21 protein-coding genes are annotated in these 20,755 nt (G+C 67.8%); 13 read left to right on the forward strand and 8 right to left on the reverse strand.

Annotation, left to right across the window (positions count from 1 at the left end; genetic code table 11):
* Window positions 1-85: 85 nt before the first annotated feature.
* Entirely contained in the window at window positions 86-808 is a 723-nt protein-coding gene (locus tag NL126_RS03005) for a DUF2848 family protein (RefSeq protein ID WP_255197431.1), read from the forward strand.
* Window positions 809-823: 15 nt separating this feature from the next.
* Here the strand turns inward: NL126_RS03005 and NL126_RS03010 are convergent, their stop codons facing one another.
* Both NL126_RS03010 and NL126_RS03015 read right to left on the reverse strand, forming a co-directional pair.
* Window positions 824-2,008, reverse strand: coding sequence for a CaiB/BaiF CoA transferase family protein (locus NL126_RS03010; protein ID WP_255197432.1), 1,185 nt, complete (start codon window positions 2,006-2,008; stop codon window positions 824-826).
* Between the two features lie 45 nt (window positions 2,009-2,053).
* A complete protein-coding gene (locus tag NL126_RS03015; RefSeq protein ID WP_255197433.1) occupies window positions 2,054-2,827 on the reverse strand; it encodes an enoyl-CoA hydratase/isomerase family protein in 774 nt (257 codons plus the stop codon).
* Window positions 2,828-3,002: 175 nt separating this feature from the next.
* On the opposite strand from NL126_RS03015, the gene NL126_RS03020 reads away from it, so the two are divergent.
* The 4 genes from NL126_RS03020 to NL126_RS03035 are packed head-to-tail and all read left to right on the forward strand — an operon-like array spanning window position 3,003 to window position 7,040.
* Window positions 3,003-3,917 (forward strand): ABC transporter permease, encoded by a 915-nt coding sequence (locus NL126_RS03020; protein ID WP_255197434.1) that lies wholly within the window; start codon window positions 3,003-3,005, stop codon window positions 3,915-3,917.
* 4 nt (window positions 3,918-3,921) lie between these two features.
* Window positions 3,922-4,962, forward strand: a complete 1,041-nt coding sequence (locus NL126_RS03025; RefSeq protein WP_255197435.1) for an ABC transporter ATP-binding protein — start codon at window positions 3,922-3,924, stop codon at window positions 4,960-4,962.
* Window positions 4,959-5,990, forward strand: a complete 1,032-nt coding sequence (locus NL126_RS03030) for an ABC transporter ATP-binding protein (RefSeq protein WP_255197436.1) — start codon at window positions 4,959-4,961, stop codon at window positions 5,988-5,990. The genes NL126_RS03025 and NL126_RS03030 overlap by 4 nt, the downstream gene beginning before the upstream one ends.
* Window positions 5,991-6,044: 54 nt before the next feature.
* A complete protein-coding gene (locus NL126_RS03035) occupies window positions 6,045-7,040 on the forward strand; it encodes an ABC transporter permease (RefSeq protein WP_255197437.1) in 996 nt (331 codons plus the stop codon).
* 28 nt (window positions 7,041-7,068) lie between these two features.
* Here the strand turns inward: NL126_RS03035 and NL126_RS03040 are convergent, their stop codons facing one another.
* Window positions 7,069-7,773, reverse strand: coding sequence for a YbbN family protein (locus NL126_RS03040; protein ID WP_255197438.1), 705 nt, complete (start codon window positions 7,771-7,773; stop codon window positions 7,069-7,071).
* 54 nt (window positions 7,774-7,827) lie between these two features.
* Between NL126_RS03040 and NL126_RS03045 the strand changes: the two genes are divergently transcribed.
* Both NL126_RS03045 and NL126_RS03050 read left to right on the forward strand, forming a co-directional pair.
* The gene (locus NL126_RS03045; protein ID WP_255197439.1) at window positions 7,828-9,078 is read left to right on the forward strand and encodes an MFS transporter; all 1,251 of its coding nucleotides are present in this window, start codon (window positions 7,828-7,830) and stop codon (window positions 9,076-9,078) included.
* Window positions 9,079-9,200: 122 nt separating this feature from the next.
* On the forward strand, window positions 9,201-9,911 hold the full coding sequence (locus NL126_RS03050; protein WP_255197440.1) for an MBL fold metallo-hydrolase: 711 nt from the start codon (window positions 9,201-9,203) through the stop codon (window positions 9,909-9,911).
* 2 nt (window positions 9,912-9,913) lie between these two features.
* Here the strand turns inward: NL126_RS03050 and NL126_RS03055 are convergent, their stop codons facing one another.
* Window positions 9,914-10,660: an MBL fold metallo-hydrolase gene (locus NL126_RS03055; protein ID WP_255197441.1), complete on the reverse strand. Its 747-nt coding sequence runs from the start codon at window positions 10,658-10,660 to the stop codon at window positions 9,914-9,916.
* Window positions 10,660-11,463, reverse strand: a complete 804-nt coding sequence (locus NL126_RS03060; protein WP_255197442.1) for an MBL fold metallo-hydrolase — start codon at window positions 11,461-11,463, stop codon at window positions 10,660-10,662. The genes NL126_RS03055 and NL126_RS03060 overlap by 1 nt, the downstream gene beginning before the upstream one ends.
* 94 nt (window positions 11,464-11,557) lie before the next feature.
* Here NL126_RS03060 and NL126_RS03065 point away from each other — a divergent pair, with 94 nt between their 5' ends.
* The 3 genes from NL126_RS03065 to NL126_RS03075 are packed head-to-tail and all read left to right on the forward strand — an operon-like array spanning window position 11,558 to window position 14,884.
* Window positions 11,558-12,661, forward strand: coding sequence for a zinc-dependent alcohol dehydrogenase (locus NL126_RS03065; protein ID WP_255197443.1), 1,104 nt, complete (start codon window positions 11,558-11,560; stop codon window positions 12,659-12,661).
* The gene (locus NL126_RS03070; protein WP_255197444.1) at window positions 12,654-13,454 is read left to right on the forward strand and encodes an HpcH/HpaI aldolase family protein; all 801 of its coding nucleotides are present in this window, start codon (window positions 12,654-12,656) and stop codon (window positions 13,452-13,454) included. The genes NL126_RS03065 and NL126_RS03070 overlap by 8 nt, the downstream gene beginning before the upstream one ends.
* Window positions 13,455-13,510: 56 nt before the next feature.
* Window positions 13,511-14,884 carry an aspartate aminotransferase family protein gene (locus tag NL126_RS03075; RefSeq protein ID WP_255197445.1) on the forward strand — a complete coding sequence of 458 codons (1,374 nt, stop codon included), beginning with the start codon at window positions 13,511-13,513 and terminating at the stop codon, window positions 14,882-14,884.
* A 5-nt stretch (window positions 14,885-14,889) separates the two neighbouring features.
* Here NL126_RS03075 and NL126_RS03080 read toward each other — a convergent pair whose 3' ends face one another.
* Window positions 14,890-16,134: an acyl-CoA dehydrogenase family protein gene (locus NL126_RS03080; RefSeq protein WP_255197446.1), complete on the reverse strand. Its 1,245-nt coding sequence runs from the start codon at window positions 16,132-16,134 to the stop codon at window positions 14,890-14,892.
* A gap of 129 nt (window positions 16,135-16,263) precedes the next feature.
* On the opposite strand from NL126_RS03080, the gene NL126_RS03085 reads away from it, so the two are divergent.
* Genes NL126_RS03085 through NL126_RS03095 form a run of 3 tightly spaced genes read left to right on the forward strand, consistent with a single transcriptional unit; the run spans window position 16,264 to window position 18,073 of the window.
* On the forward strand, window positions 16,264-17,148 hold the full coding sequence (locus tag NL126_RS03085) for an SDR family oxidoreductase (protein WP_255197447.1): 885 nt from the start codon (window positions 16,264-16,266) through the stop codon (window positions 17,146-17,148).
* Window positions 17,149-17,150: 2 nt separating this feature from the next.
* Window positions 17,151-17,648: an FAS1-like dehydratase domain-containing protein gene (locus NL126_RS03090; RefSeq protein ID WP_255197448.1), complete on the forward strand. Its 498-nt coding sequence runs from the start codon at window positions 17,151-17,153 to the stop codon at window positions 17,646-17,648.
* Window positions 17,645-18,073 (forward strand): MaoC/PaaZ C-terminal domain-containing protein, encoded by a 429-nt coding sequence (locus NL126_RS03095; RefSeq protein WP_255197449.1) that lies wholly within the window; start codon window positions 17,645-17,647, stop codon window positions 18,071-18,073. The genes NL126_RS03090 and NL126_RS03095 overlap by 4 nt, the downstream gene beginning before the upstream one ends.
* Before the next feature lie 8 nt (window positions 18,074-18,081).
* Here the strand turns inward: NL126_RS03095 and NL126_RS03100 are convergent, their stop codons facing one another.
* Window positions 18,082-18,627 (reverse strand): HD domain-containing protein, encoded by a 546-nt coding sequence (locus NL126_RS03100; RefSeq protein WP_255197450.1) that lies wholly within the window; start codon window positions 18,625-18,627, stop codon window positions 18,082-18,084.
* 42 nt (window positions 18,628-18,669) lie between these two features.
* Entirely contained in the window at window positions 18,670-20,712 is a 2,043-nt protein-coding gene (locus NL126_RS03105; protein ID WP_255197451.1) for a hydantoinase/oxoprolinase family protein, read from the reverse strand.
* Window positions 20,713-20,755 lie beyond the last annotated feature (43 nt).

The following is a 20,755-nucleotide window of genomic DNA, read 5'->3' on the forward strand; positions in this document are numbered from 1 at the left end:
AGCGTCCAGATTTGTCCAGGCTCGGCAGTCACGAGCGAGCCGCGTCAGCGGAAACTATATCTCTCGGTCTGGCGAGCGCACCCCTGTGAACGAACTGCACGTGACGGTCCGCTACCGGGACGGCAGCACCGCCCGAGAGACGCTCGGCGTCTCCCGCATCGTGAACTGCGGGCGAGCGTGGCGCGAGCCACCACCCCAGGAACACCGCGAGGGGTGGGCCGACCACGACCAGGGCCCCGAACCGCTCGTGTTCCCCAAGCCCGCACACCTGCTCACCACCGACAGCGAGGTCTGGGTGAACACCTGGAACACCTACGGCGAAGCCGAGTTCGTCCTGTTTCCGACAGCGGACGCGGTGTACGTCGCCGTCGGCGTCGACGCGAAGGACCGCCGCGCCGCCGAGTTCGACCTCAACGTCGGCAACACCACGGTGCCGAGCGTCGTCAGCGACGAAGTGTGGGTCCTGGAGGACGTCCGCGACGGGTGGGACGACATCGAACTCCGGAGCTGGACCGGATCGGACGGCGAGTGGGAGCCGTATCAGGTCGCGAGCCTGTCGACGTTCCTCGAACCCGAGCCGTTCCTCGACGCGGTCGAGGCGAAGCTGGACACGGGACTCGAGGGGACGGCGGTGTGGTCGTCGACCGTCGGCACCGTCGACGACGCGGTACAGGGGCCGAACCCGTACCCGTCGGTCCGCGAGGGGGCGTTCTACGCCGCCCAGCTGTTCGACCCGGCGTCGAACCGGCGACTGGTGACGCAGTTCGACGTGCGGGTGACCGACTGGCTTCCGAGGAGCGAGCCGTAGCCGTTCGACCAGCGATCAGCCGACGATACCGTCGTCGTGGAACCCGGCGATGGTGTCGGCGTCGAGCCCGAGAAGGTCAGCCAGCACCTCGTCGGTGTGCTCACCGAGTGCGGGGGGACCGGACCGGACGCTCGTCTGTGATTTCGAGAAGTGTAGCGGGTAGCCGGCCATCGTCACCTCACCGACCGTGTCGTCGGTGTAGTCGAACACGTCTCCGCGTTCCCGCGCGTGGGGGTGCGCGACGACGTCGCTGACCTGGCTCAACGCGCCGTTCGGGATGCCGTGTTCGTCGAGGACGGCCTGCCACTCGACGGTGGTCTGCTCGCGGAGCCGCGGGCGGAGGACGGCCATGATGTCGTCGTAGTGGTCCTGGCGTTTCTCCGACGAGTCGTACTGCAGGAGGTGGTCCTCCTCGAGGACGTCCGCGACGAGCCGCTCCCAGAGCGTCGGGATGGAGGCGTTGACCATGATGTGGCCGTCGGCCGTCTCGAACAGTTCGGAGGGGACGGCGTTCGCCTGTTTGGTCCCGACCGGCCGGGGGTTCTCGCCGCTGATGCTGTAGGCGGTGACGTGCTCCTCCATGAACGAGGTGACGGTGCCGAACAGGTCCGTCTCGACCTTCTGTCCCTCGCCCGTCTGGTCGCGGTAGTTGAGCGCGGTGAGGATGGCGATGGCGCTGTAGAGGCCCGCACCCATGTCGCCGATGGAGACGCCGACTTTGACGGGGTCGCCGTCCTCCTCGCCGGTGACGCTCATCAGCCCGGCCTCCGCCTGCATCATCGGGTCGACACCCTTCCGGTCCTTCGCGGGGCCGCTCTCGCCGAACGCCTTGATGGAGGCGTAGACGAGTCCCGGATTGACCTCGGTCGAGAGGTAGTCGTAGCCTAGCCCCAGTCGCTCCATCACGCCGAGGCTGAAGTTCTCGACGAGGACGTCCGCCTCGGCGACGAGGGCCTCCATCAGCTCGCGCCCCTCGTCGGTCTTCAGGTTCACGACGATGGACTTCTTGTTCCGGTTGCGCGAGATGAACGTCGACCCCATCCCGTTCTGCTCGGGGGTCGTCCCCCGGTTGGGGCTGCCACCGGGGGGCTCGACCTTGATGACCTCGGCGCCGAGGTCACCGAGGAGCTGTGTGCAGAACGGTCCGGCGAGGAAGCGAGTCGTGTCGATGACTGTGACGTGACGTAACGGCTCGACCATGCCCGAGAGACCCTGTTCGTCCACATATAGTTTCGGGCAGCCCTGTCACCGGCCCTCGAACTCCGGGCGGCGCTTCTCCGCGAACGCGCGTTTCCCCTCCTCGTGGTCGTGGCTCTCGCGTGCTTCGGTGCGGATGCGGGCCGCCCACTCGCGCTCGGCAGCGTCGAATCGATTCCGTTCGGTGATGGCGTTGACGATGCGCTTCATCCCCGACAGCGAGAGCGGGGCGTTCGAGCCGACGGTGTCGGCGAGGTCGGCCACCCGGTCGTCGAGCGACTCGCGGTCGACGACGTAGTGGACGAGCCCCATCCGTTCGGCGCGCTCGGCGGAGAGCAGGTCGGCCGTGAACAGCAGCTCCTTCGCGTCGGCGGGGCCGACGATGTCGACCAGCTGCTGGATGCCGTCGTAGCTGTAGACGTTACCCAGTTTCGCCGGAGTCACGCCGAACCGCGCCTCGTCGACGGCGACTCGGAGGTCACAGGCGCCCGCGAGGTTCATCCCGGCGCCGACGGTGTCGCCGTTGAGCCGGGCGACGGTCGGATACGGGAACTCGCGGAGCGTCCGGGTCGTGTCCTCGACGAGCCGCTCGCGATCGCGCTGGTCGGTCGACAACTCGGAGATGTCGTAGCCGGCACAGAACGCCGCGTCGCCCGCGCCGGTGAGAACCACACACCGGACGTCGGTTCGCTCGGCGAGCGAGTCGAGCGTCTCGCCGACCTCGGGGAGGAACGACGACGAGAGCGCGTTGCGCTTCCCGGGGTTCGAGAGGGTGAGCGTACAGACCGGGGGGTCGATGTCGACGTCGAGACTGCCCGACATGCTCGCTCGTCCGTCGGGGGGACGGTTAAATGTACCTCAGCGCCCAGTCGAGCGCGACCACCGCACACCGAGTTTTGGCTATAGCGGCGCTGTACCAGCCGATTCGTCGCACACTCGGTTCGGGCGCGTTCCCGCAGGCGAAACTTATTTACCCCGACACGGAAAGGATGTGCCAATGCCAGCCATACCCGTGAGTGATGCAATTCCATCCCTTCCAGCTCGGCTGGAAGGTGTCATCTCGGTCATAACGAACGACAAGGAGATCTCGTTGTACGCCGGGTTCCTGGCGTTCGTCATCTTCCTCGCCGCGTTCGGTCCGTACCTCGCCCCCTACGACTACACGGCGAGCCAGACGGACGCGGACGGCCTCCTGCTCATCGGCGCCTCGCCGTCGCCGGCCCACCCGCTCGGGACGAACCATCTCGGCCAGGACGTGCTCTCCCGGCTCATCATCGGTGCCCGGCCGACCATCATCACGGGGCTGCTCGGCGGGGCGATGATCATCACCATCGGGACGACCATCGGCGTGACCGCCGGCTACTTCGGTGGCTGGGTGGAGAACGTCCTGATGCGGTTCACCGACTTCGTGTACGGCGTGCCGCTCATCCCGTTCGCCATCGTGTTGCTCGCGCTGTTCGGCTTCGGCCTCTTCACCACCATCATCGTGTTGGGGGCACTGCTCTGGCGCAGCAGCGCCCGCGTCCTCCGCTCACAGGTCCTCCAGATCAAGGAGCGGAACTTCATCCTCGCGGCCCGAGCGACCGGTATGGGGTCGTTCGCGATCGTCCGCAAGCACTTCATCCCGAACATCGCACCGATGATGATCCTGTTCTTCTCGCTGGGTATCGGCTTCTCCATTCTCGTGCAGGCTGGGCTCGCGTTCATCGGCGTCTCGGACCCGTTCGTCCCCTCGTGGGGTATCATGATCCGCAACGCCTACTCGAACGGCTACATCGAGAACTTCTGGTGGTCGCTCACGCCGGGCGTCCTCATCTCGCTGACGGTGCTCTCGGCGTTCATGTTCGGCCGCAAGTACGAGGAGATCGTGACCGGGCAGGCCGGCGACACGGCGTTCGTGGAGGCGGGGTGATTCGATGGGCGAGCCACTACTCGAAGTCGAGGACCTCACCATCCAGTACCGAACCAACGAGGGGCCACTCACGGCCGTCTCGGGCGTCTCGTTCACCGTCGACGAGGGCGAGTACTTCGGGCTCGTCGGCGAGTCCGGCTGCGGGAAGAGCACCATCGTCAACGCGATGATCGGCGGCCTCGACGACAACGGCGAGGTCGCCTCGGGCACCATCAAGTACCGCGGCGAGGAGATACAGGACTTCACCGAGGCGCAGTGGAACAAGACGATCCGGTGGAAGGAGATCTCACAGATCCCCCAGGGGTCGATGAACAGCCTCGACCCGCTGAAGCGCATCGACGAACACGCGCTCGAACTGGCCGATGTCCACACGAAGATGACCAAGAAGGAGGCGCTCGAGCGGTTCAAGGAGCTGTTCGAGACGGTCGGGCTCAAACCCGAGCGGGTGAAGGAGTACCCGCATCAGTTCTCCGGCGGGATGCAGCAGCGAGCCATCATCGCGCTCGCGCTGTTCCTCAACCCGTCGCTCATCATCGCCGACGAGCCGACGACGGCGCTCGACGTCATCATGCAGGACCAGATCTTCAAGTACATCGACCGGGTGCAGGAGGAGTACGAGATGAGCATGCTCCTCATCACCCACGACATCAGCCTCGTGTTCGAGTCGTGTGACACCATGGGCGTCATGCACGGCGGCCAGCTCGCGGAGTCCGGCGACGTCGACGACGTGTTCAACACGCCGCGACACCCGTACGCCATCCTCCTGCAGGAGGCGTTCCCGGACGTCCGCAACCCGAAACGCGAACTCGGTACCATCAAGGGGTCGCCGCCGCAGTATCTCGGCGAGGTGACCGAGTGCACGTTCGTCGACCGCTGCCCGTGGGCCATCGAGGAGTGCCGGCAGGGTGCCCCGCCGCTCGAATCGGTCGACACCGAGGGCCAACACCGGGCCGCCTGCGTCCGCTGGGACGAGGTGTACGAGCTCTACGAGGGCCCCGTCGATACGACCGTCGGAGGGACGACCACCGAAGGTGAGTCGCCGTGACCGACGCCGAGCCGCTGCTCGAGGTACGGAACCTCGAGAAGTACTTCGACCAGAGCCAGGGCATCCTCGACACGGTCCTGGGTCGCAAGCCCGAGACGGTGAAGGCGGTCGACGACGTCACGTTCACGCTCCACGAGAACGAGTCGAAGGGCGTCATCGGCGAGAGCGGCTGCGGGAAGACGACGCTGCTGATGGTGCTGCTCGGCCTCATGAACGGGACCGGCGGCAGTGTGACGTTCAAGGGTCGCGACATCTCGACGTTCGACAAGCGCGACTGGAAGCAGTTCCGCCGGGAGGTGCAGGTCATCTTCCAGAACCCGTTCGACTCGCTCGACCCGAAGATGTCGGTCCGGGAGACGCTCACGATCCCCCTCGATGTCCACGGCATCGAGAACAAGGAGGAGCGCGTCTACGAGACGCTCGAACAGGTCGAACTCCGGCCGCCGGAGCGCTACATCGACCGCTTCCCCGACCAGCTCTCGGGCGGCGAGAAACAGCGGGTCGCCATCGCCCGGGCGCTCGTCCTGCGCCCGGACGTCATCCTCGCGGACGAGCCGGTGTCGATGCTGGACGTCTCGACGCAGGCGGTCATCCTGAAGCTGCTCGCCCGCCTCAAGGAGGAGATGAACCTCTCGATCATCTACATCTCACACGACCTGTCGACGGTCAGCTACATCTGCGACGACATCAACGTGATGTACCTCGGTCGCATCGTCGAGACGGCGCCGACGATGGACATCCTCGAGGACCCGAAACACCCCTACTCGAAGGCGCTCATCAACGCGATTCCGATCCCGGACCCGAACCACGACCGGGAGCGGACGACGCTCGAGGGGTCGACGCCCGACCCCATCGGCCTCGGTGAGGGCTGCCGGTTCCGCGACCGGTGTCCGGAGCGGATGGACATCTGTGAGAAGACGCCGGCGTTCATCGAGCACGAGGGGCACCACGTCTCCTGTCACCTGTACTACGACCATGCTGAATACGAACGAACGACCGAGGAACTGGAGGTGCCGGGCGATGACTGAACGCAGCCACAGTCGGCCGCGACCGACGGCTGCGGCCGACGAGGTGACCGACCGATGAGCCGCCGCCGCTACTTCGTCTACCGGTCCATCCAGACGGTGTTCCTCCTGTGGATGATCATCACGTTCCTGTTCTTCTTCTTCCGGCTGATGCCGGGGGACTTCATCGACATGATGTTGTACGAAGGCATCCCTCCAGAGACCGCACAGGAACTGGTGCGGAAGTGGGGCCTCGACCAGCCGCTGCACATCCAGTACATCAACTACATCGCGAACCTGCTGACGCTCGACGCCGGCTTCTCGCTCGGCGCTCGCGCCCCGGTGTGGGACTACGTCCAGATGCGGATCTTCAACACGTTCATCCTGGTCGCGCCCGCCATCACCCTCGGGTACATCGTCGGTGCGATCATCGGGACCATCCTCGGCAGCAAGCGCGGCACCCGCATCGAGCGGTTCGGCATCGTCGGGACCGTCGTGATGGGGACGCTCCCCATCTTCTTCCTCGGTATCGTCATGATCGTCATCTTCTCGAGCTGGCTCGACTGGTTCCCCTCCTCGGGGATGTTGTCGCCCATCAACGCAGGGGCGTTCGAGGGGCTCCCGTGGTGGAAGCCGTACACGTCGGGTGACTTCGCGATCCACTACATCCTGCCGTTCACGGTCATCGTCCTCCGGTACATCAACACGCCGGCGCTCGTGATGCGGACGAGCGTGGTCGAGGTGCTCGGCCAGGACTTCATCCACTACCAGCGCATCACCGGGCTGCCGAAGCTCAACCGCTACCGGCACCTCGCGAAGCACGCTAGCCTGCCGGCGCTCACGCTCTACCCCATCGCGATGACGCGCGCACTGAGCGGGCTCGTGCTGCTGGAGGTCGTGTTCAACTGGCCGGGCATCGGACAGGCGCTCGTGCAGGCCGTGCTGGGTCGTGACTTCGCGGTCGTCCAGTTCATCTTCCTGCTGCTGGCGGTGTTCATCCTGCTCGGCAACTGGGCCATCGACCTGCTGTACAGCTACATCGACCCCCGTGTGACGGTCGAAGCGGCCGACTGAGTCACACGTTTTTCGACTCCAACCGACGCTACGCCGAGGCGACCTCGCGGAGCGTCCGCAGTTCGCTCTCGACGACGCTCTCGTACTGTGCTCCGTAGAGTCGGGCGTCGACCGTCCCCTCGTGGATGAACAGCGTCGCGGGGCCACCCGGCACCCCATAGCGTTCCTGCAGGATGCGTGGGGCGTCGGGGCCGTAGACGGAGAAGAACGCGACGTCGTCGGGCGCCGCCTCGAACAGCTCGTCGAGGGTCGCGCGCATCTGGTCGCAGTCCGTGCAGTCGTCGAGCCAGACGTACACGACCGCTTCCGGGTGGACCCGCAGCAGCAGCGGGAGCCGGTCGCCGTGGACGGGCGTGAACGCCGCCGGGCTGCCGTGGTCGGCGGGGGGGTCGCGACGCAGCGCGTCGACGACCGGGAGCACGCGGAGCCGGTCGGCGTGCGAGAGCTGTGCGACGTGGTCGGCGACCGCCAGATACTCGACGAGTATCTCCTCGTCGTGGTCGCTGACGTCCAGAACCGCGTCGACCTCGGCGGGGGCCTCGACGTGCTCCGACAGCGTCTCGCGCCGCGCTGCCGAGTCGAGGTCCGCGAGCGTCGCCCGAGTGGCATCGAGTCGGTCGGTGAACGCGTCGGTCAGTCGGAGCCGGTCTCCCCCGTCGGCTGGCTCGACGACTCCCCCGTCCACCAGTCGGTCCAGTAGCGTCCCCGAATCGACGGCCGTGTCTGCATCCATAGCGTTAAATGGTCACACGCGGTTTATGATTCTATCGCTCCGTGGAGTCACCGAATGCCCCCGACACCCGACGCCGACGACTACCACGTGCCGACCATCGTCGGCAGCCTCGTCGCGGGCGTGTTCATCGGGGGGCTCGGTGGTGGGGTGGCGTTCCCGACGCTGCCGACGCTGGGGGCCGTCCTCGGCATCTCGCCGCTCCTCGTCGGCCTCATCCTCTCGACCAACCGCATCACGCGGACGGTGATGAACACCCCTGCCGGCGAGATAATCGACCGGCTGGGAACGCGACGGCCGATGATCGTCGGGTTCGGCCTGCAGGGGGCCGCCCCCTTCGGCTACGTCCTCGGCCTCCACCCCGACCTCGTGCCGGGGCTGGATTCGGCAGCGCTGTTCATCCTCGCGCGAGCCGTCTGGGGCGTCGGCTCCGCGTTCGTCTTCGTCGGCTCGTTCAGCACGGTCGTCCACGTGACGAGCGAGACGAACCGCGGGCGGTGGATCGGGTACTTCCGGGGGGCACAGAGCATGGGGTTCCCGACCGGCCTCGTCGCCGGGGGGCTGTTGACCGACTTCTACAGCTACGACGTCGCGTTCGGGACGGCGGGGGTGCTGGGACTGCTCGCAGCAGTCGTCGCCGCCGCCGTGTTGCCGGACCTCAGACCCGCGGTCGAGACCGCCACGAGCCTCCGAGAGCTGCCGAGCGTCGTGCGACGCGAGCCCCGGATCGCCCTCATCGGGGTCGTGAACTTCGCCGTCCGGTTTCTGTTCGCCGGTGTCCTGCTCTCGACGGTCGTCCTCTACGCCCAGACGTACGGTATCGGCATCGGCGACTTCTCCGCCGTCGGCGCCAGCGGGCTCATCATGGCGCTCAGCGTCCTGTTCGCCGGCGGCACGACGGTCGCCGCCGGGACGCTCTCGGATGCGGTCGGCAACCGGGCGCTCATCACCCTCCCCGCGCTGTCGGTGTTCGCGTTCGGCTTCGCGCTGCTGGGGCTGTTCCCGACGCTGCCGACCACGCTGGTCGGCGTCGCGTGCATCGGCGTCGGCGTCGGCGGGACGAACCCGCCGCTGTTGGCGTACCTCGGTGACATCAGCCCGGAGGGCGACGTGGGGAAGCTGGGGGGCGTCTACAACGTCTTCGGGGACCTCGGCTCCTCGCTCGGCCCCCTCGTCGCGCTACCGGTGGCGGTGCAGTTCGGCTTCCGCGCGGAGTATCTGGCCTGCGCCGGGCTGGTGGTGCTGGTGTTCGTCCTCGTGGTCGCCACCCTGCTCGGTGGCGACCTGCGACCGCAGCGGGTACCGTGAGCGGCCGGCGGCTGACCGACGGACGAGTACGGCCGACGGCGAACGATGGCCGACGGCGAACGATGACCGACGAATGACGACCGACGGAAACGGTAAGTACTCCATCAGCGAGAGTCGACGGTATGGAGCTATCCTACCACGGTGGGGCCGCGTTCGAGTTCACCGACGACGACGGGAACAGCATCCTCGTCGACCCCTGGCTCACCGACAACCCACAGACGACGGCCACCGTCGAGTCGTTCACCGACGTCGAGACGATATTCGTCACGCACGGGGCGGACGACCACCTCGGCGACGCGCCGGCCATCGCCCAGCTGGCGAACGCGCCCATCGTCTGTGACTGTGCGACGAGCATCGTCCTCCGCGACCAGCTCCCGGACGAGCTGATACGGCGCTACGTCTGGGGGATGGAAGCCGAGGGAGACAGCTGGTACGCACGCATCCTCGAAGCACACCACCCCTCGCAGTTCTTCGACGAGCGGCTCATCGGCGAGGCGCAAGCGTACGTCATCGAGTTCGGCGGCGAGACCATCTACCATCTCGGGGACACGGCCATCTTCAGCGACATCGAGCTGTTCGCCGAACTGTACGAGCCGACGGTCTGCTGTCTCCCGGTCGGCGCGGCCGGCCTGGGCTACTCGCCGGAGCTGTTCCCCGAGGAGGCCGCCCTCGTCGCCGAGTGGCTCGCACCGTACGTCCACACCATCGTCCCGATGCACTACGCGGCGGGGTCACCGCGACCCGAGGCGTTCGTGGAACACTGCCGGGAGCGGGGCGTCGACGAGACGGTCGACGTCGACGTGGTGCCACCGGGGGCGACGCTCGACTGCTGAGCCTACAGGTCGTGGGGGTCAGCCTGTGCAATCCGCTCGACTGCCTCCCGAAGCCGTGACCGGTACTCGGGGAGGTCGGCGGCCTCGATGGGGTTGCCGTGCGTCGGCGCCACGACCGACACGTCGAGCTCTTCGAACAGGGCGTCGATGGCCGGGTCGAGCCGCGAGGGGTCGACGTAACAGAGCCAGCGGAGCGCGTTCCGGTGGTAGTCGTGGATGTCGTCGGTGGGGATGCCGCCGTCGACGGCGCCGAACGGCTTCCCGGCGTGTTCGGGGGCGTGGTAGTTGCCGAAGCCGTCGGCCGTGAACAGCACGCCCGAGCTGTGGTCGAATATCCACGTCGTGTGCTGGATGTCCGCGAGCGGCGGGTCGACGAACGAGAACGTCCGGCCACAGATGTCCATGGTGCCGCCGATTTTGGCGGTCACGTCGGCGTGTCCGAGGCCGACGACCGCGGGCGAGCCCGACGACGACACGAGCGTCAGGTCGGGCCACCGCTCGCGGAACTCGGGGACGTTCCCCGAGTGCGGCAGGTCGGCGTGTGAGAGAACGAGCGCGTCGACGGGCGCGTCGCCGATGGTCTCGGCGAGCTGTGCGTCGATCTGCTCGCGGTGGTAGAACGACCCGGAGTCGACGAGGATGCGCGTCCCCGCGTGTTCGAGGAGATAGACGGAGACGTGGAGGTGGCGCTCGCCGTGTGGGTAGCTCTCGGCGAGCCACGTCACCTCGTCGGTGAGCTGGACCGCCATCAGCCGAACACGTCCAGTCGACCGCGTTCGTTCACGTGCTCGACGACCGTCGCCATCCGGCGGATGAACCGATCCGCGTCGACCGTGATGGGCAGCCCGTGTGCCGGTGCGACGATGTCCTCGGCGTGGCGGTCGGCGAGTTCCTCGACGACGCCGTTCGTCTTCGCCACGTCGGCGTACTGGTACCAGAAGAACACCCGGCCGTGGAACGCGAGCAGCTGGTCGACCGTCACCTCGTGGTCGAGCTCCTCGACGACGGTCAGGCACTCGCCGGCCATGTGAGGGAAGCCGAGCCAGTCGACCGGAAAGAAGGTGCCCGTCGTCGTCTCGCGCAGCCAGATGTGCATGGCGTGGTCGAGGAACAGCGGCTGGAGGAACTCGACGCGCTTGCCACCGAGGTCGATGGTGTCGCCGGGGGCGACCCGGTCGGCGTCACCGAGGTGGTACAGCTCGTGTTCGTTGCCGTGGGCCGGCGCGACGAGCGTCGCCTCCGGGTGGGCGTCGAGGATGGCGAACGCGTTGCCGGCGTGGGGGGCCTCGGGATGCGAGACGACCAGATAGTCGAGGTCGCGGCCCCCCAGCGCGTGGTCGAGCTCCGCGAGCACGTGGTCTCGGTTCGCCGGCGAGAGCGTGTCGAACAGCAGCGTCCGGTCGCCCGTCACGAGGTAGGCGTTCTGGCAGGTGTGGACCTCGCGGTCCGGCTCGTACCAGTCCGGCGGGTCGGCCACGTAGTCGGCAGTGAGTCCGGGGCGGGGGATACAGCCCTGAATCCACTGGATACCGTCGGTGAGCGTTCTGGGCATGTCGGTCGTTCGTTCTGGTCGGTCGGCGGTATTAAGCGTGCCTGTCGCTACCGTCCGACACAACGGCTATTACGGACTGCCCGAATCGTGGAGTATGCGAGCGATCGTGTGCGATGACTTCGAGGAGTGTCGCGTGGCGGACGTGCCGACGCCGGAGCCGGCGGCCGGCGAACTGCTGCTGGCCGTCAAGCGCGTCCAGTTGAGCATCACGGAGTGTCAGCTCTATCATGGAGCAGCGGTCGTCCACTACGAGTCGGTCCGTGACCGGCTGGCTGCGGGTGACGGCCTGCTGTTCGGCCACGAGTTCTGTGCCGAGGTCGCGGAAGTCGGTGACGACGTCCACGAGTTCGCCGTCGGCGACCGGGTGTACGCCGCGGGAAAGCTCGCCTGCAACGAGTGTACGTACTGCGAGGCCGGCTACACCCACTTCTGCAAGGCCAAGGCGACCATCGGGCTCCAGACGCCCGGCGCGTGTGCGGAGTACCTGACGCTCCCGCCGGGACCGCTCCGTCGCGTCCCCGACGGCGTCTCCGACGCGGAGGGCGCGGCGCTCCAGCCGATGGCGAGCGCCGTCCTCTGTGTGCGCGACGCCCAGATCGCCGACGGCGACGTGGTCGTCGTCGTGGGTGCCGGGGTGATGGGCTACCAGTGTGGCCAGCTCGCGCTCCAGCAGGGCGCCGGCGAGGTCATCGCCGTCGACGTGAACGCGGAGAAGGTCGAGCTGGCCGAGTCACAGGGGATGGTGGGCGTCGACGCCTCGGCCGAGGACCCCGTCGCGGTCGTCGACGAGCGCACCGACGGCATCGGTGCCGACGTGGTGCTCGAATGTGTGGGGGGCGACCAGTCGCACGCCAACGAGGGGACCGACCCGCTCGCACAGGCCGTCCGGATGCTCCGCTCGGGCGGCCGCATCGTGCAGGTGGGGAGCATCGCCGGCGAGCTGACGGTGAGCCCGCGAATGATGCGCTCGAAGCACGTCCAGTGGATCAATCCCCTGCGTGGCGTCGTCTCGCTCGGCCCGAACGCCGACTCGGGCGACCTCGCGGCGAAGCTCGTCGCCGACGGCCGGGTCGACATCGCCGGCTGCATCACCCACGAGGTGCAGGGGCTCGACGCGTTCGAGGAAGCCGTCGACATCACGACGAACAAAGCCGAGCACGGCGCGTTCGGGCCCGCACAGGTGGTCGTCCGTGAGTGAGAGACGGACGACGAACCCCCTCCGACTGGCGGTCGAACGGGGCGAACCGGTGCTCGGTGCGGGTGTCACGACGCTCGACCCGGCGTTCGTCGAGGTGTACGGCGCGCTCGGGCTCGACTTCGTCTGGCTCGACTTCGAGAACGCGGGGCCACACCCCGAGGACGCCACGGTCGTCGCGGGGCTCGCGCGAGCGGCCGACGCCGCGGACATCGAACCGCTCGTCCGGCTCCCGTCGGGTGACCCCTCGCTGATTCGGAAGGTGCTCGATACGGGCGTTCGGAACCTGCTGATTCCCCGGGTCGAGACCGCAGCCGAAGTCAGGCAGGCCGTCGAGGCCTCCCAATTCACGTACGACGGCGGCGTCGGTGAACGCGGCTACGCCGGGGCGCGAGCCAGCGGCTGGGGCGGCGACACCGACGAATACGCCGCCCGACAGGACGCGAACGTCCTCGTCGGCGTGATGCTAGAGAACCTGACTGCGGTCGCGAACGTCGACGACATCCTCGCTGTGCCCGAGCTCGGGTTCACGTTCGTCGGGCCGAGCGACCTTTCGGTGTCCGCGGGCCACCCGCTGGAGACCACCCATCCCGAGGTGACGGCCGCCATCGAAACGGTTCGCGAAGCATCGCAGTCTGCGGGCGTTCCGGTGGGGCGGACCGCGTCGTCGGCCGACGCGACGACCGCCGCGCTCGACGCGGGGTTCGACCTCGTCCGTATCGGCCACGAGGTTGGCGCGGCCCGGTCGCTGTTGGGCGACCGACTCGCCGCGGTTCGCGCACACCTCGGCGACTGACTCTCGAGGAGGTCGCTGGACCAAAGCTATTTGTCGAACAGGGCGAATTGGCAGCCATGACAGTCGGCCCCCCGATAGCGGAACTGCATTTCCCCGACGCGCCGAACGTCTCGTCGGTGCCCGGCCCGCGCTCGCAGGCGCTCATCGACCGCCAGTTCGAACTCGAGAGCCAGGTCGTCACCTACCCCCGGTCGCTCCCCGTCGCCTTCGAGGAGGGCCGGGGCGCGACGCTGCGCGACGCCGACGGCAACGTCTACATCGACTTCGTCGCCGGGGCGGGCGTCCTCAACGTCGGCTACTCGAACCCCTACGTGGTGGAGGCCGTCCAGGACCAGTCGGGGCGCATCACCCACACACTCGACTTCCCGAGCGAGGCGCGCGTCGAATTCCTAGAGGCGCTGTCTGGCATCGCGCCCGGCGACCTCGCGGGGAACAGCCGCCTCGCGTTCGGCGGGCCGACCGGCACCGACGCCATCGAGGCGAGCATCAAGCTCGCACGGGCCAACAGCGACGGCTCCTCACTCGTCGCCTTCCGGGGTGGGAACCACGGCCAGACCGCGGGGGCGCTCTCGCTCAGCGGCGTGAACAAGTACAAGACGAAGGGCCGGGGGCCGTACGTCCCCGGCGTCGAGCACGTCCCGTACCCGTATCCGCTCCAGCAGGGCGTCAGCCCGGAGGAGGCCGTCGACCGCTCCATCCGCGAGCTCCAGGAGCTGCTCGAAGACCCCTACAGCGGCATCCCGGACCCCATCGGCGTGTGGGTCGAGGCCATCCAGGGCTCGCGTGGCGTCGTGGTTCCACCCCGCGAGTTCCTGCCGCGGGTCCGAGAACTCTGTGACGAACACGACCTCATGCTCGTCCTCGACGAGATCCAGACCGGGATGGGCCGGACGGGCAAGTGGTTCGCCAGCGAGTGGTCCGAGACGACGCCCGACGCCATCGCGATGGGGAAGGCGCTCGGCGGCGGCCACGCACTCTCGGGCATCATGTTCCACGAGAAGTTCGATACCTGGGAGCCGGGGACCCACAAGGGAACGTTCAGAGGCTACGTCCCCGCGATGGTGGCGGGCACCCGCGCCATCGAGTACATCGAGGCGCACGACCTGTTGGCGCACGGTCAGGAGGTGGGTGAGCTAATTCGCGAACGGCTCCGCGCCGCGGGAGGGACCAGCCCCTACGTCGCGGAGGTGCGCGGCGAGGGGATGCTCACGGGCGTCGAGTTCCACGACTGCGATGGGGAGCCGTTCAGCGAGTTCGTCTCCGAACTCCAGCGCTACTGTCTCGACCACGGCCTCGTCGTCTGGGTCTCGGGCCGCCACGGCTGTGTGATTCGGCTGCTGCCGCCGCTCGTGCTCACGCACGAACTCGCCGAGCGGGGCTGTGATGTCCTCTGTGACGGCATCGAGGAGCTGACGAAACGCTACTCGTAGCGACTTCAGAGGTTCAGGAGGTCGCGGGCGATGGTCCGGCGCTGGACCTCGTCGGTGCCGTCGTAGATGCGGGCGGCCCGCGCCGTCCGGAGTTCGCTCTCGAACGGGAGCGAGCGCATGTAGCCTGCTCCGCCGTGAATCTGGACGGCGCGGTCGGCGACGTCCCACCAGAGTTCTGCCCCGCGGAGTTTGGCCGCACTGAGCAGCCACCGGGGCTCGTTGTCGCGGTCGATCTCCCACGCTGCGTAGCGGTAGAGCCACCGCACCATCTCGATGTCCGCGCGCATGTCGGCGAGGTGCCCCTGGACGAACTGGCGCTCGCCGATGGGCTTGCCGAACGTCTTGCGGTCCTTCGCGTACTCGATACACTGCTCGACCATCCACTGACAGCGGCCCACCGCTTCGGCAGGCAGTCGGATTCGCGCGGCGTTGACCCACGACATCGCGTCGATGAGCGCCTCGCCCTCCTCGCCGACCATGTGCGAATCCGGAACCCGGCAGTTCGTGAAGTGGTTGAACGACTGCTCGCCGACCTGCGTCCCCATCGGCGGCTGGACCTTACCGACCTCCCAGCCCGGGTTGTCGGCGTCGACGATGAACGACGAGATGCCTCGGGCGTCGCCGTCCTCTCCGGACGTTCGGGCGTAGACGGTGATGAAGTCCGCGTAGGGCGCGTTCGTCGTGAAACACTTCGCCCCGTTGATGACCCACTCGTCACCGTCTTTCTCGGCGGTCGTGTCCATCCACGTCACGTCGCTGCCGTGGTCGGGCTCCGTGAGCCCGAACGCGAGGTGCTTGTCGGCGGCCATGATGGGGTCGAAGTAGCGCTCCCGCTGGTAGTCGTCGTGGGCCATCGGGATGACGGCCGGCCGCACCGAGAGCGTGTCGAGGATGAGTTCGTGGAAGCCGTCTGGGTTGCGGTAGTGGAGGTGCTCGATGACCTGCGTGAACTCGAGGTTCGAGAGCCCGCCGCCGCCGTACTCCTCAGGCATGTACATCGTGTAGAACCCCGCCTCGTGTGACCGCCGCTGGATGGTCTCACGGACGTCGAGATACTCGTCGACGAGCCGCCCATCGTCGCCGACCCGGTTGCGCTCGCCGTACTCGCCGAGGAACTGCTCGTACTCGTCTTCCAGAGGTTCGACCTCCTGTCTGAGGAACTCGTCGAGCTGTTTCTTGAACAGCCGCACCTGCTGGGAGGGTTCGAAGTGGAGTCCGTCCTGCTGTCGCTGACTGGCCGAGTCACCCATGACCAAGCTTTCGGGTATCGGCGCAAAAAGATACCGGTGAACCCGGTGATGGCCCGCGGATGCCCTGCGGGCGTGACGGGCCACGAGCGACACAACGCTTTTGCGTGGTGGGGGGGAGTCTCACACACTATGTTGACCGACAAGGTTTGCATCGTCGCCGGCGGTGGCAACGGTATCGGCCGGGCGACGGCACTCGAACTCGGGAATGCGGGAGCGACCGTCGTGGTGAACGACCTCGGCGTCTCGCTCACCGGCGAAGCAGAGACCGAACAGCCGGCCCAGCAGGTCGTCGACGCCATCGAGGACGCCGGCGGCGCGGCGATGGCCCACTACGGCGACATCAGTTCACTCGAGTACACCGAGGCGCTCGTCGCCGATGCCTTCGACGCGTACGGTCGCGTCGACGGCGCGGTGAACTTCGCGGGGATCCTGCAGGACAGCATCTGTTACAAGATGACCGGCGAGCAGTTCGACGCGGTCATCAACGTCCACCTCCGTGGGCACTTCGCGCTGCTGCGGAACCTCGCGGCCCACTGGCGCGAGCAGGCAGGCAGCGACGGACTCGACAGCCAGCGGTCGTTCCTCGCCGTCTCGAGTACGGCGGCGACGAACGGCAACGTCGGCCAGGTGAACTACGCCGCCGCGAAGGGCGGCATCCTCGCGATGGTGCGGACGGCGGCCAAAGAGCTGCACCGCACCAACGTCCGGGTGAACGCCCTGTTGCCGTCGGCGTACACCCGGATGATCGCCTCGATGCCAGACGAGGAGTTCAAACAGAACTATCAGGAGAACAAACCCCCCGAGAAGATCGCGCCGCTCGTGGGCTACATGATGAGCGACGAGGCGACCGACATCACCGGCTGCTCGCTGCGGGCGAGCGGCGACATGGTCGGGCTGATGAACGACCCACACACCGTCCGGGCGGCCGTCAACGACGACGGCTGGACCATCGAGTCGCTCGCGAAGAGCTTCCGGGAAACCGTCGGCGACGGCGAGGAACTCACACGGGTCTGACGATGCCACGCTATCCACTCGCGGACCTTGAGGCGCAGGTCGGCATGTCGAACGTCACCGTCCGGAACCTCCGGGTCGAGGGCGGGAAGGTCGAGGAGTTCGCCCGCGCCATCCACGACGACAACCCCGCGTTCCGCGCCACGAAGCGCGACGAGCCGGTGGTCGCGCCGCTGACGTTCACCCGGACGTCGTACTTCCCACAGTACCGGACGCCGGTCGCGGACTGGGAGTTCGGCTTCGAGTTGGGGTTCGACCGGAACCGGAGCGTCCACGGCGAACAGGCGTTCGAGTTCGAGCGGCCGGTCCGCGAGGGCGACGTGCTGACCGGCGTGACGACGCTCACCGACGTCTACCAGCGCGAGGGAGGCAAGGGTGGTACGATGACGTTCGCGGTGTTCGAGACCGAGTACCGGGACGCCGACGACGAACTGGTCGTCGTCTCGCGCAACACGCGCATCGAGACCGGCCAGCCGGTCGGCGACGAGGAGGGGCCGGAATGACCGAGTATCCGGTCACCGCCGAGACGGTCGCGGTCGGTGACGAGGGCCCTACGGTCGTTGTCGAAGACCTCACACGGCCCGATTTCGTGAAGTACGCGGGCGCGAGCGGTGACTTCTCCCGCATCCACTACGACGAGCCGTACGCCCGTGAGGCGGGCTACCCGAGCGTGTTCGGGCAGGGGATGTTGACCGCCGGGGTCGCGTCGACGCTCGTGACCGACTGGTTCGGTATCGCGCACGTCCAGCGGTTCAAGACCCGGTTCAGCGCGCAGGTGTGGCCCGGCGACACCGTCCGCGTGACCGGCGAGGTGACCGAGGTCGACCGCGACGACGACACCGTCGTCGTGGACGTGACGTTCGAGGCCGTCACGCAGGACGGCAGCACCGTCCTGACCGGCGAGGCGACGGCGAACCTCCCCCGCTGAGTCAGCGGTCAGCCGTTCGGAAACAGTTTCTCCCCCTCGTTCCAGAACAGCCCGTGAACCGCGAGGAGGTCGGCGTACTCGACGAGCTTCGCCTCGATGCTCCGGGGCTCGACCGGCGTGGACCCGCTGTGCGAGACGACGATGTGCTGGATTGGCGTCGGGAGCCCGGCCACAGCCACCATGTGGACCCCGTAGTAGGGGTGGGGAACGTGGTCACCGAACGTCTCGCCGTCGTACCCCGAATACTCGTGGAGTTTGCTCACGTCGTGGAGCAGCGCGCCCGCGACGACCGTGTCGCGGTCGAGCGCCACGCCCTGCAGCGAGACGGCGGCGTCGGCGAGCGCCATCGCCCAGCGCGTCACGTCGCGGGTGTGGTCGACGAGTCGAACGTCACCGATGTCGGCCTCGTACTTCGGGGAGAACGGCACCTCGTCGAGCCGTTCGAAGTCGCTCGCTTCGAGGCCGTCGGCCCAGACGCGGGCCGCGCGGTCGGCGAGGTCGGCGTCGTCGATGTCGTCGAGTTCGGGGAACGCATCGCGTACTGCGTCGTCCATGGCTCAGGGGTGCTGCGAGACGAGAAATAGTTTGTGCGCCGCTCAGTTCCGGCGGGCGACGATGTTCCGGTAGGCGTCGACCGTCGCGTCGAACTCGGGGGGGAGCCAGACGGTGGAGTTGTCGAGTTCGACGACGGCCGGCCCCGAGAGTTCGTGGCCCGGGCCGACCGCGTTGCCGTCGTAGAACGGCACCTCGGCGGTCGTCTCCTCGTCGAGGACGACCTCGCGGGTGCCGCGTTTCGCCGCGTCGACCGGGGCATCCGGAGCGGCGGCTGGCTGCCGTTCGGGGATGGCCGTGTGCCCGATAGTCGTCACCCGAACGTTGACGATCTCGACCGGGTTGCGCTCGTCGACGAAGCCGTAGCGGTCCTCGTGGCGGCGCTCGAACCGCTCGACGATGTCGGCGAGGGTCGCGTCGTCGACCCGGTCGCCGTCGAGCGCGACGTTCAGGTTGTGCGCCTGCCCGAGATACCGCAGGTCCATCGAGATGGCGACCGACCGGCTGTCCGCAGGGACCTCCTCGGCGTCGAGGTCGGCCGTCCCGTCGCGCTGGAGATCGTCGACGACCGCGTTCAGCGCGTCGTGGTCGGCCACGTCGACCGTCGTGAGGACCGACCGGACGTAGTCGTGTTTGATGTCGGAGAGCAGACAGCCCATCGCGGAGGTCAGCCCCGGGTTGTCCGGGAAGACGACCGTCTCGATGCCGAGTTCGAGCGCGACGTCGCAGGCGTGCATCGGGCCGGCGCCGCCGTAGCCGACGAGGCCGAACTCGCGGGGGTCGAACCCCTCCTCGACCGACACCGTCCGAACCGCGCCGGCCATGTTGGCGTCGATGACGGTCTTGATGCCGACGGCCGCCTCCTCGAGCGAGAGGTCGAGCGGCTCGGCGACCCGTTCGCGGATGGCTGTCTCCGCGGCCGCGGCGTCGAGGTCGAACTCGCCGCCCGCGAAGTTCTCGGGGTTCAACAGCCCGAGGACGAGGTCGGCGTCCGTCACCGTCGGCTGCTCGCCGCCGCGGCCGTAACACACCGGCCCGGGGACGGAGCCGGCGCTCTGCGGGCCGAGCTGGAGCGATCCGACCTCGTCGATCCACGCGATGGAGCCGCCGCCGGCACCGACGGTCTCGATGTTCACGAACGGCCCGTTGATGGTCATTCCACGGAGGTCGCGATAGGCGGTCTCTACCGGTTCACCGTCGACGACGATGGCCGTGTCACACGACGTGCCGCCCATGTCGAAGGTGATGAGGTTCTGGAGTCCCGTCTGCTCGCCGAGGTACTGGGCGGTCTTCACGCCGCCGACCGGCCCGGAGACGGTCTGCGTGACGGGTCGCTCCTTCGCGATGACCGAGCGGGCGCTCCCGCCGTCGGACTTCATGATGTCGAGGGCAGCCGACATCCCCGCCGCCTCGCACTCGGCTTCGAGCTGCGAGATGTAGGAGGCGACCTTCGGTTTCAGGTAGGCGTCGACGGCCGTCGTCGCCGTCCGCCGGTACTCGCGGATCTCGGGGGAGACCGCCACCGAGATGCTCACCTCGAGGTCGGGCGCGAGTTCGGCGATGCGCTCGGCGACCTGGCGCTCGTGGGCGCCGTTCTTGTGCGCGTGGAGGAAGCAGACGGCGACCGCCTCGACGTCGTCGGGGAGGCGCTCGACCACGTCGTCGACCTCGGAGAGCGCGAGCGGCGTGGCCACCTCGCCGTCGACACCCATCCGCTCGGTCACCTCGTAGCGGCGGCGGCGTGGAATCAGCGGCGGTTCGTACGTGCCACAGGGGTCGTACAGCAGTTCACTGCGTCGGAACCCGCGGCCGATTTCGAGGACGTCACGGAACCCGCGAGTGGTGATGAGTGCGGTCGTCGCGCCCTCACCTTCGATGAGGGCGTTGACGGCGACGGTGCTGCCGTGGGTGAACCGCTCGATGTCCGCCGGCGAGACGGCCGCGTCGTCGCAGGCGCGTTCGATGCCGGTCATGATGCCGGTGATCAGGTCGTCGGTCGTCGGGGTCTTCACCGTGTGGACCACACCGTCGGCCAGCAGTACCGTGTCGGTGAAGGTCCCCCCGGTGTCGACGCTCACTCGGTGCATTGGTAGTCGGGTTGTGGGAGGCGTTCATACGCTTTCCGGTGGG

It is taken from the genome of Halorarius litoreus (assembly GCF_024362405.1).
GTDB lineage: Archaea > Halobacteriota > Halobacteria > Halobacteriales > Haloarculaceae > Halorarius > Halorarius litoreus.

What these genes read in the sequence shown, in the direction of transcription:
- NL126_RS03095 (WP_255197449.1), top strand. Translation starts at nt 17,645, where the DNA reads ATGACCGAGTATCCGGTCACCGCCGAGACGGTCGCGGTCGGTGACGAG.
- NL126_RS03020 (WP_255197434.1), top strand. Translation starts at nt 3,003, where the DNA reads ATGCCAGCCATACCCGTGAGTGATGCAATTCCATCCCTTCCAGCTCGG.
- NL126_RS03060 (WP_255197442.1), bottom strand. Translation starts at nt 11,463, where the DNA reads ATGCCCAGAACGCTCACCGACGGTATCCAGTGGATTCAGGGCTGTATC.
- NL126_RS03035 (WP_255197437.1), top strand. Translation starts at nt 6,045, where the DNA reads ATGAGCCGCCGCCGCTACTTCGTCTACCGGTCCATCCAGACGGTGTTC.
- NL126_RS03065 (WP_255197443.1), top strand. Translation starts at nt 11,558, where the DNA reads ATGCGAGCGATCGTGTGCGATGACTTCGAGGAGTGTCGCGTGGCGGAC.
- NL126_RS03080 (WP_255197446.1), bottom strand. Translation starts at nt 16,134, where the DNA reads ATGGGTGACTCGGCCAGTCAGCGACAGCAGGACGGACTCCACTTCGAA.
- NL126_RS03100 (WP_255197450.1), bottom strand. Translation starts at nt 18,627, where the DNA reads ATGGACGACGCAGTACGCGATGCGTTCCCCGAACTCGACGACATCGAC.
- NL126_RS03050 (WP_255197440.1), top strand. Translation starts at nt 9,201, where the DNA reads ATGGAGCTATCCTACCACGGTGGGGCCGCGTTCGAGTTCACCGACGAC.
- NL126_RS03085 (WP_255197447.1), top strand. Translation starts at nt 16,264, where the DNA reads ATGTTGACCGACAAGGTTTGCATCGTCGCCGGCGGTGGCAACGGTATC.
- NL126_RS03045 (WP_255197439.1), top strand. Translation starts at nt 7,828, where the DNA reads ATGCCCCCGACACCCGACGCCGACGACTACCACGTGCCGACCATCGTC.
- NL126_RS03090 (WP_255197448.1), top strand. Translation starts at nt 17,151, where the DNA reads ATGCCACGCTATCCACTCGCGGACCTTGAGGCGCAGGTCGGCATGTCG.
- NL126_RS03040 (WP_255197438.1), bottom strand. Translation starts at nt 7,773, where the DNA reads ATGGATGCAGACACGGCCGTCGATTCGGGGACGCTACTGGACCGACTG.
- NL126_RS03025 (WP_255197435.1), top strand. Translation starts at nt 3,922, where the DNA reads ATGGGCGAGCCACTACTCGAAGTCGAGGACCTCACCATCCAGTACCGA.
- NL126_RS03015 (WP_255197433.1), bottom strand. Translation starts at nt 2,827, where the DNA reads ATGTCGGGCAGTCTCGACGTCGACATCGACCCCCCGGTCTGTACGCTC.
- NL126_RS03010 (WP_255197432.1), bottom strand. Translation starts at nt 2,008, where the DNA reads ATGGTCGAGCCGTTACGTCACGTCACAGTCATCGACACGACTCGCTTC.
- NL126_RS03105 (WP_255197451.1), bottom strand. Translation starts at nt 20,712, where the DNA reads ATGCACCGAGTGAGCGTCGACACCGGGGGGACCTTCACCGACACGGTA.
- NL126_RS03055 (WP_255197441.1), bottom strand. Translation starts at nt 10,660, where the DNA reads ATGGCGGTCCAGCTCACCGACGAGGTGACGTGGCTCGCCGAGAGCTAC.
- NL126_RS03075 (WP_255197445.1), top strand. Translation starts at nt 13,511, where the DNA reads ATGACAGTCGGCCCCCCGATAGCGGAACTGCATTTCCCCGACGCGCCG.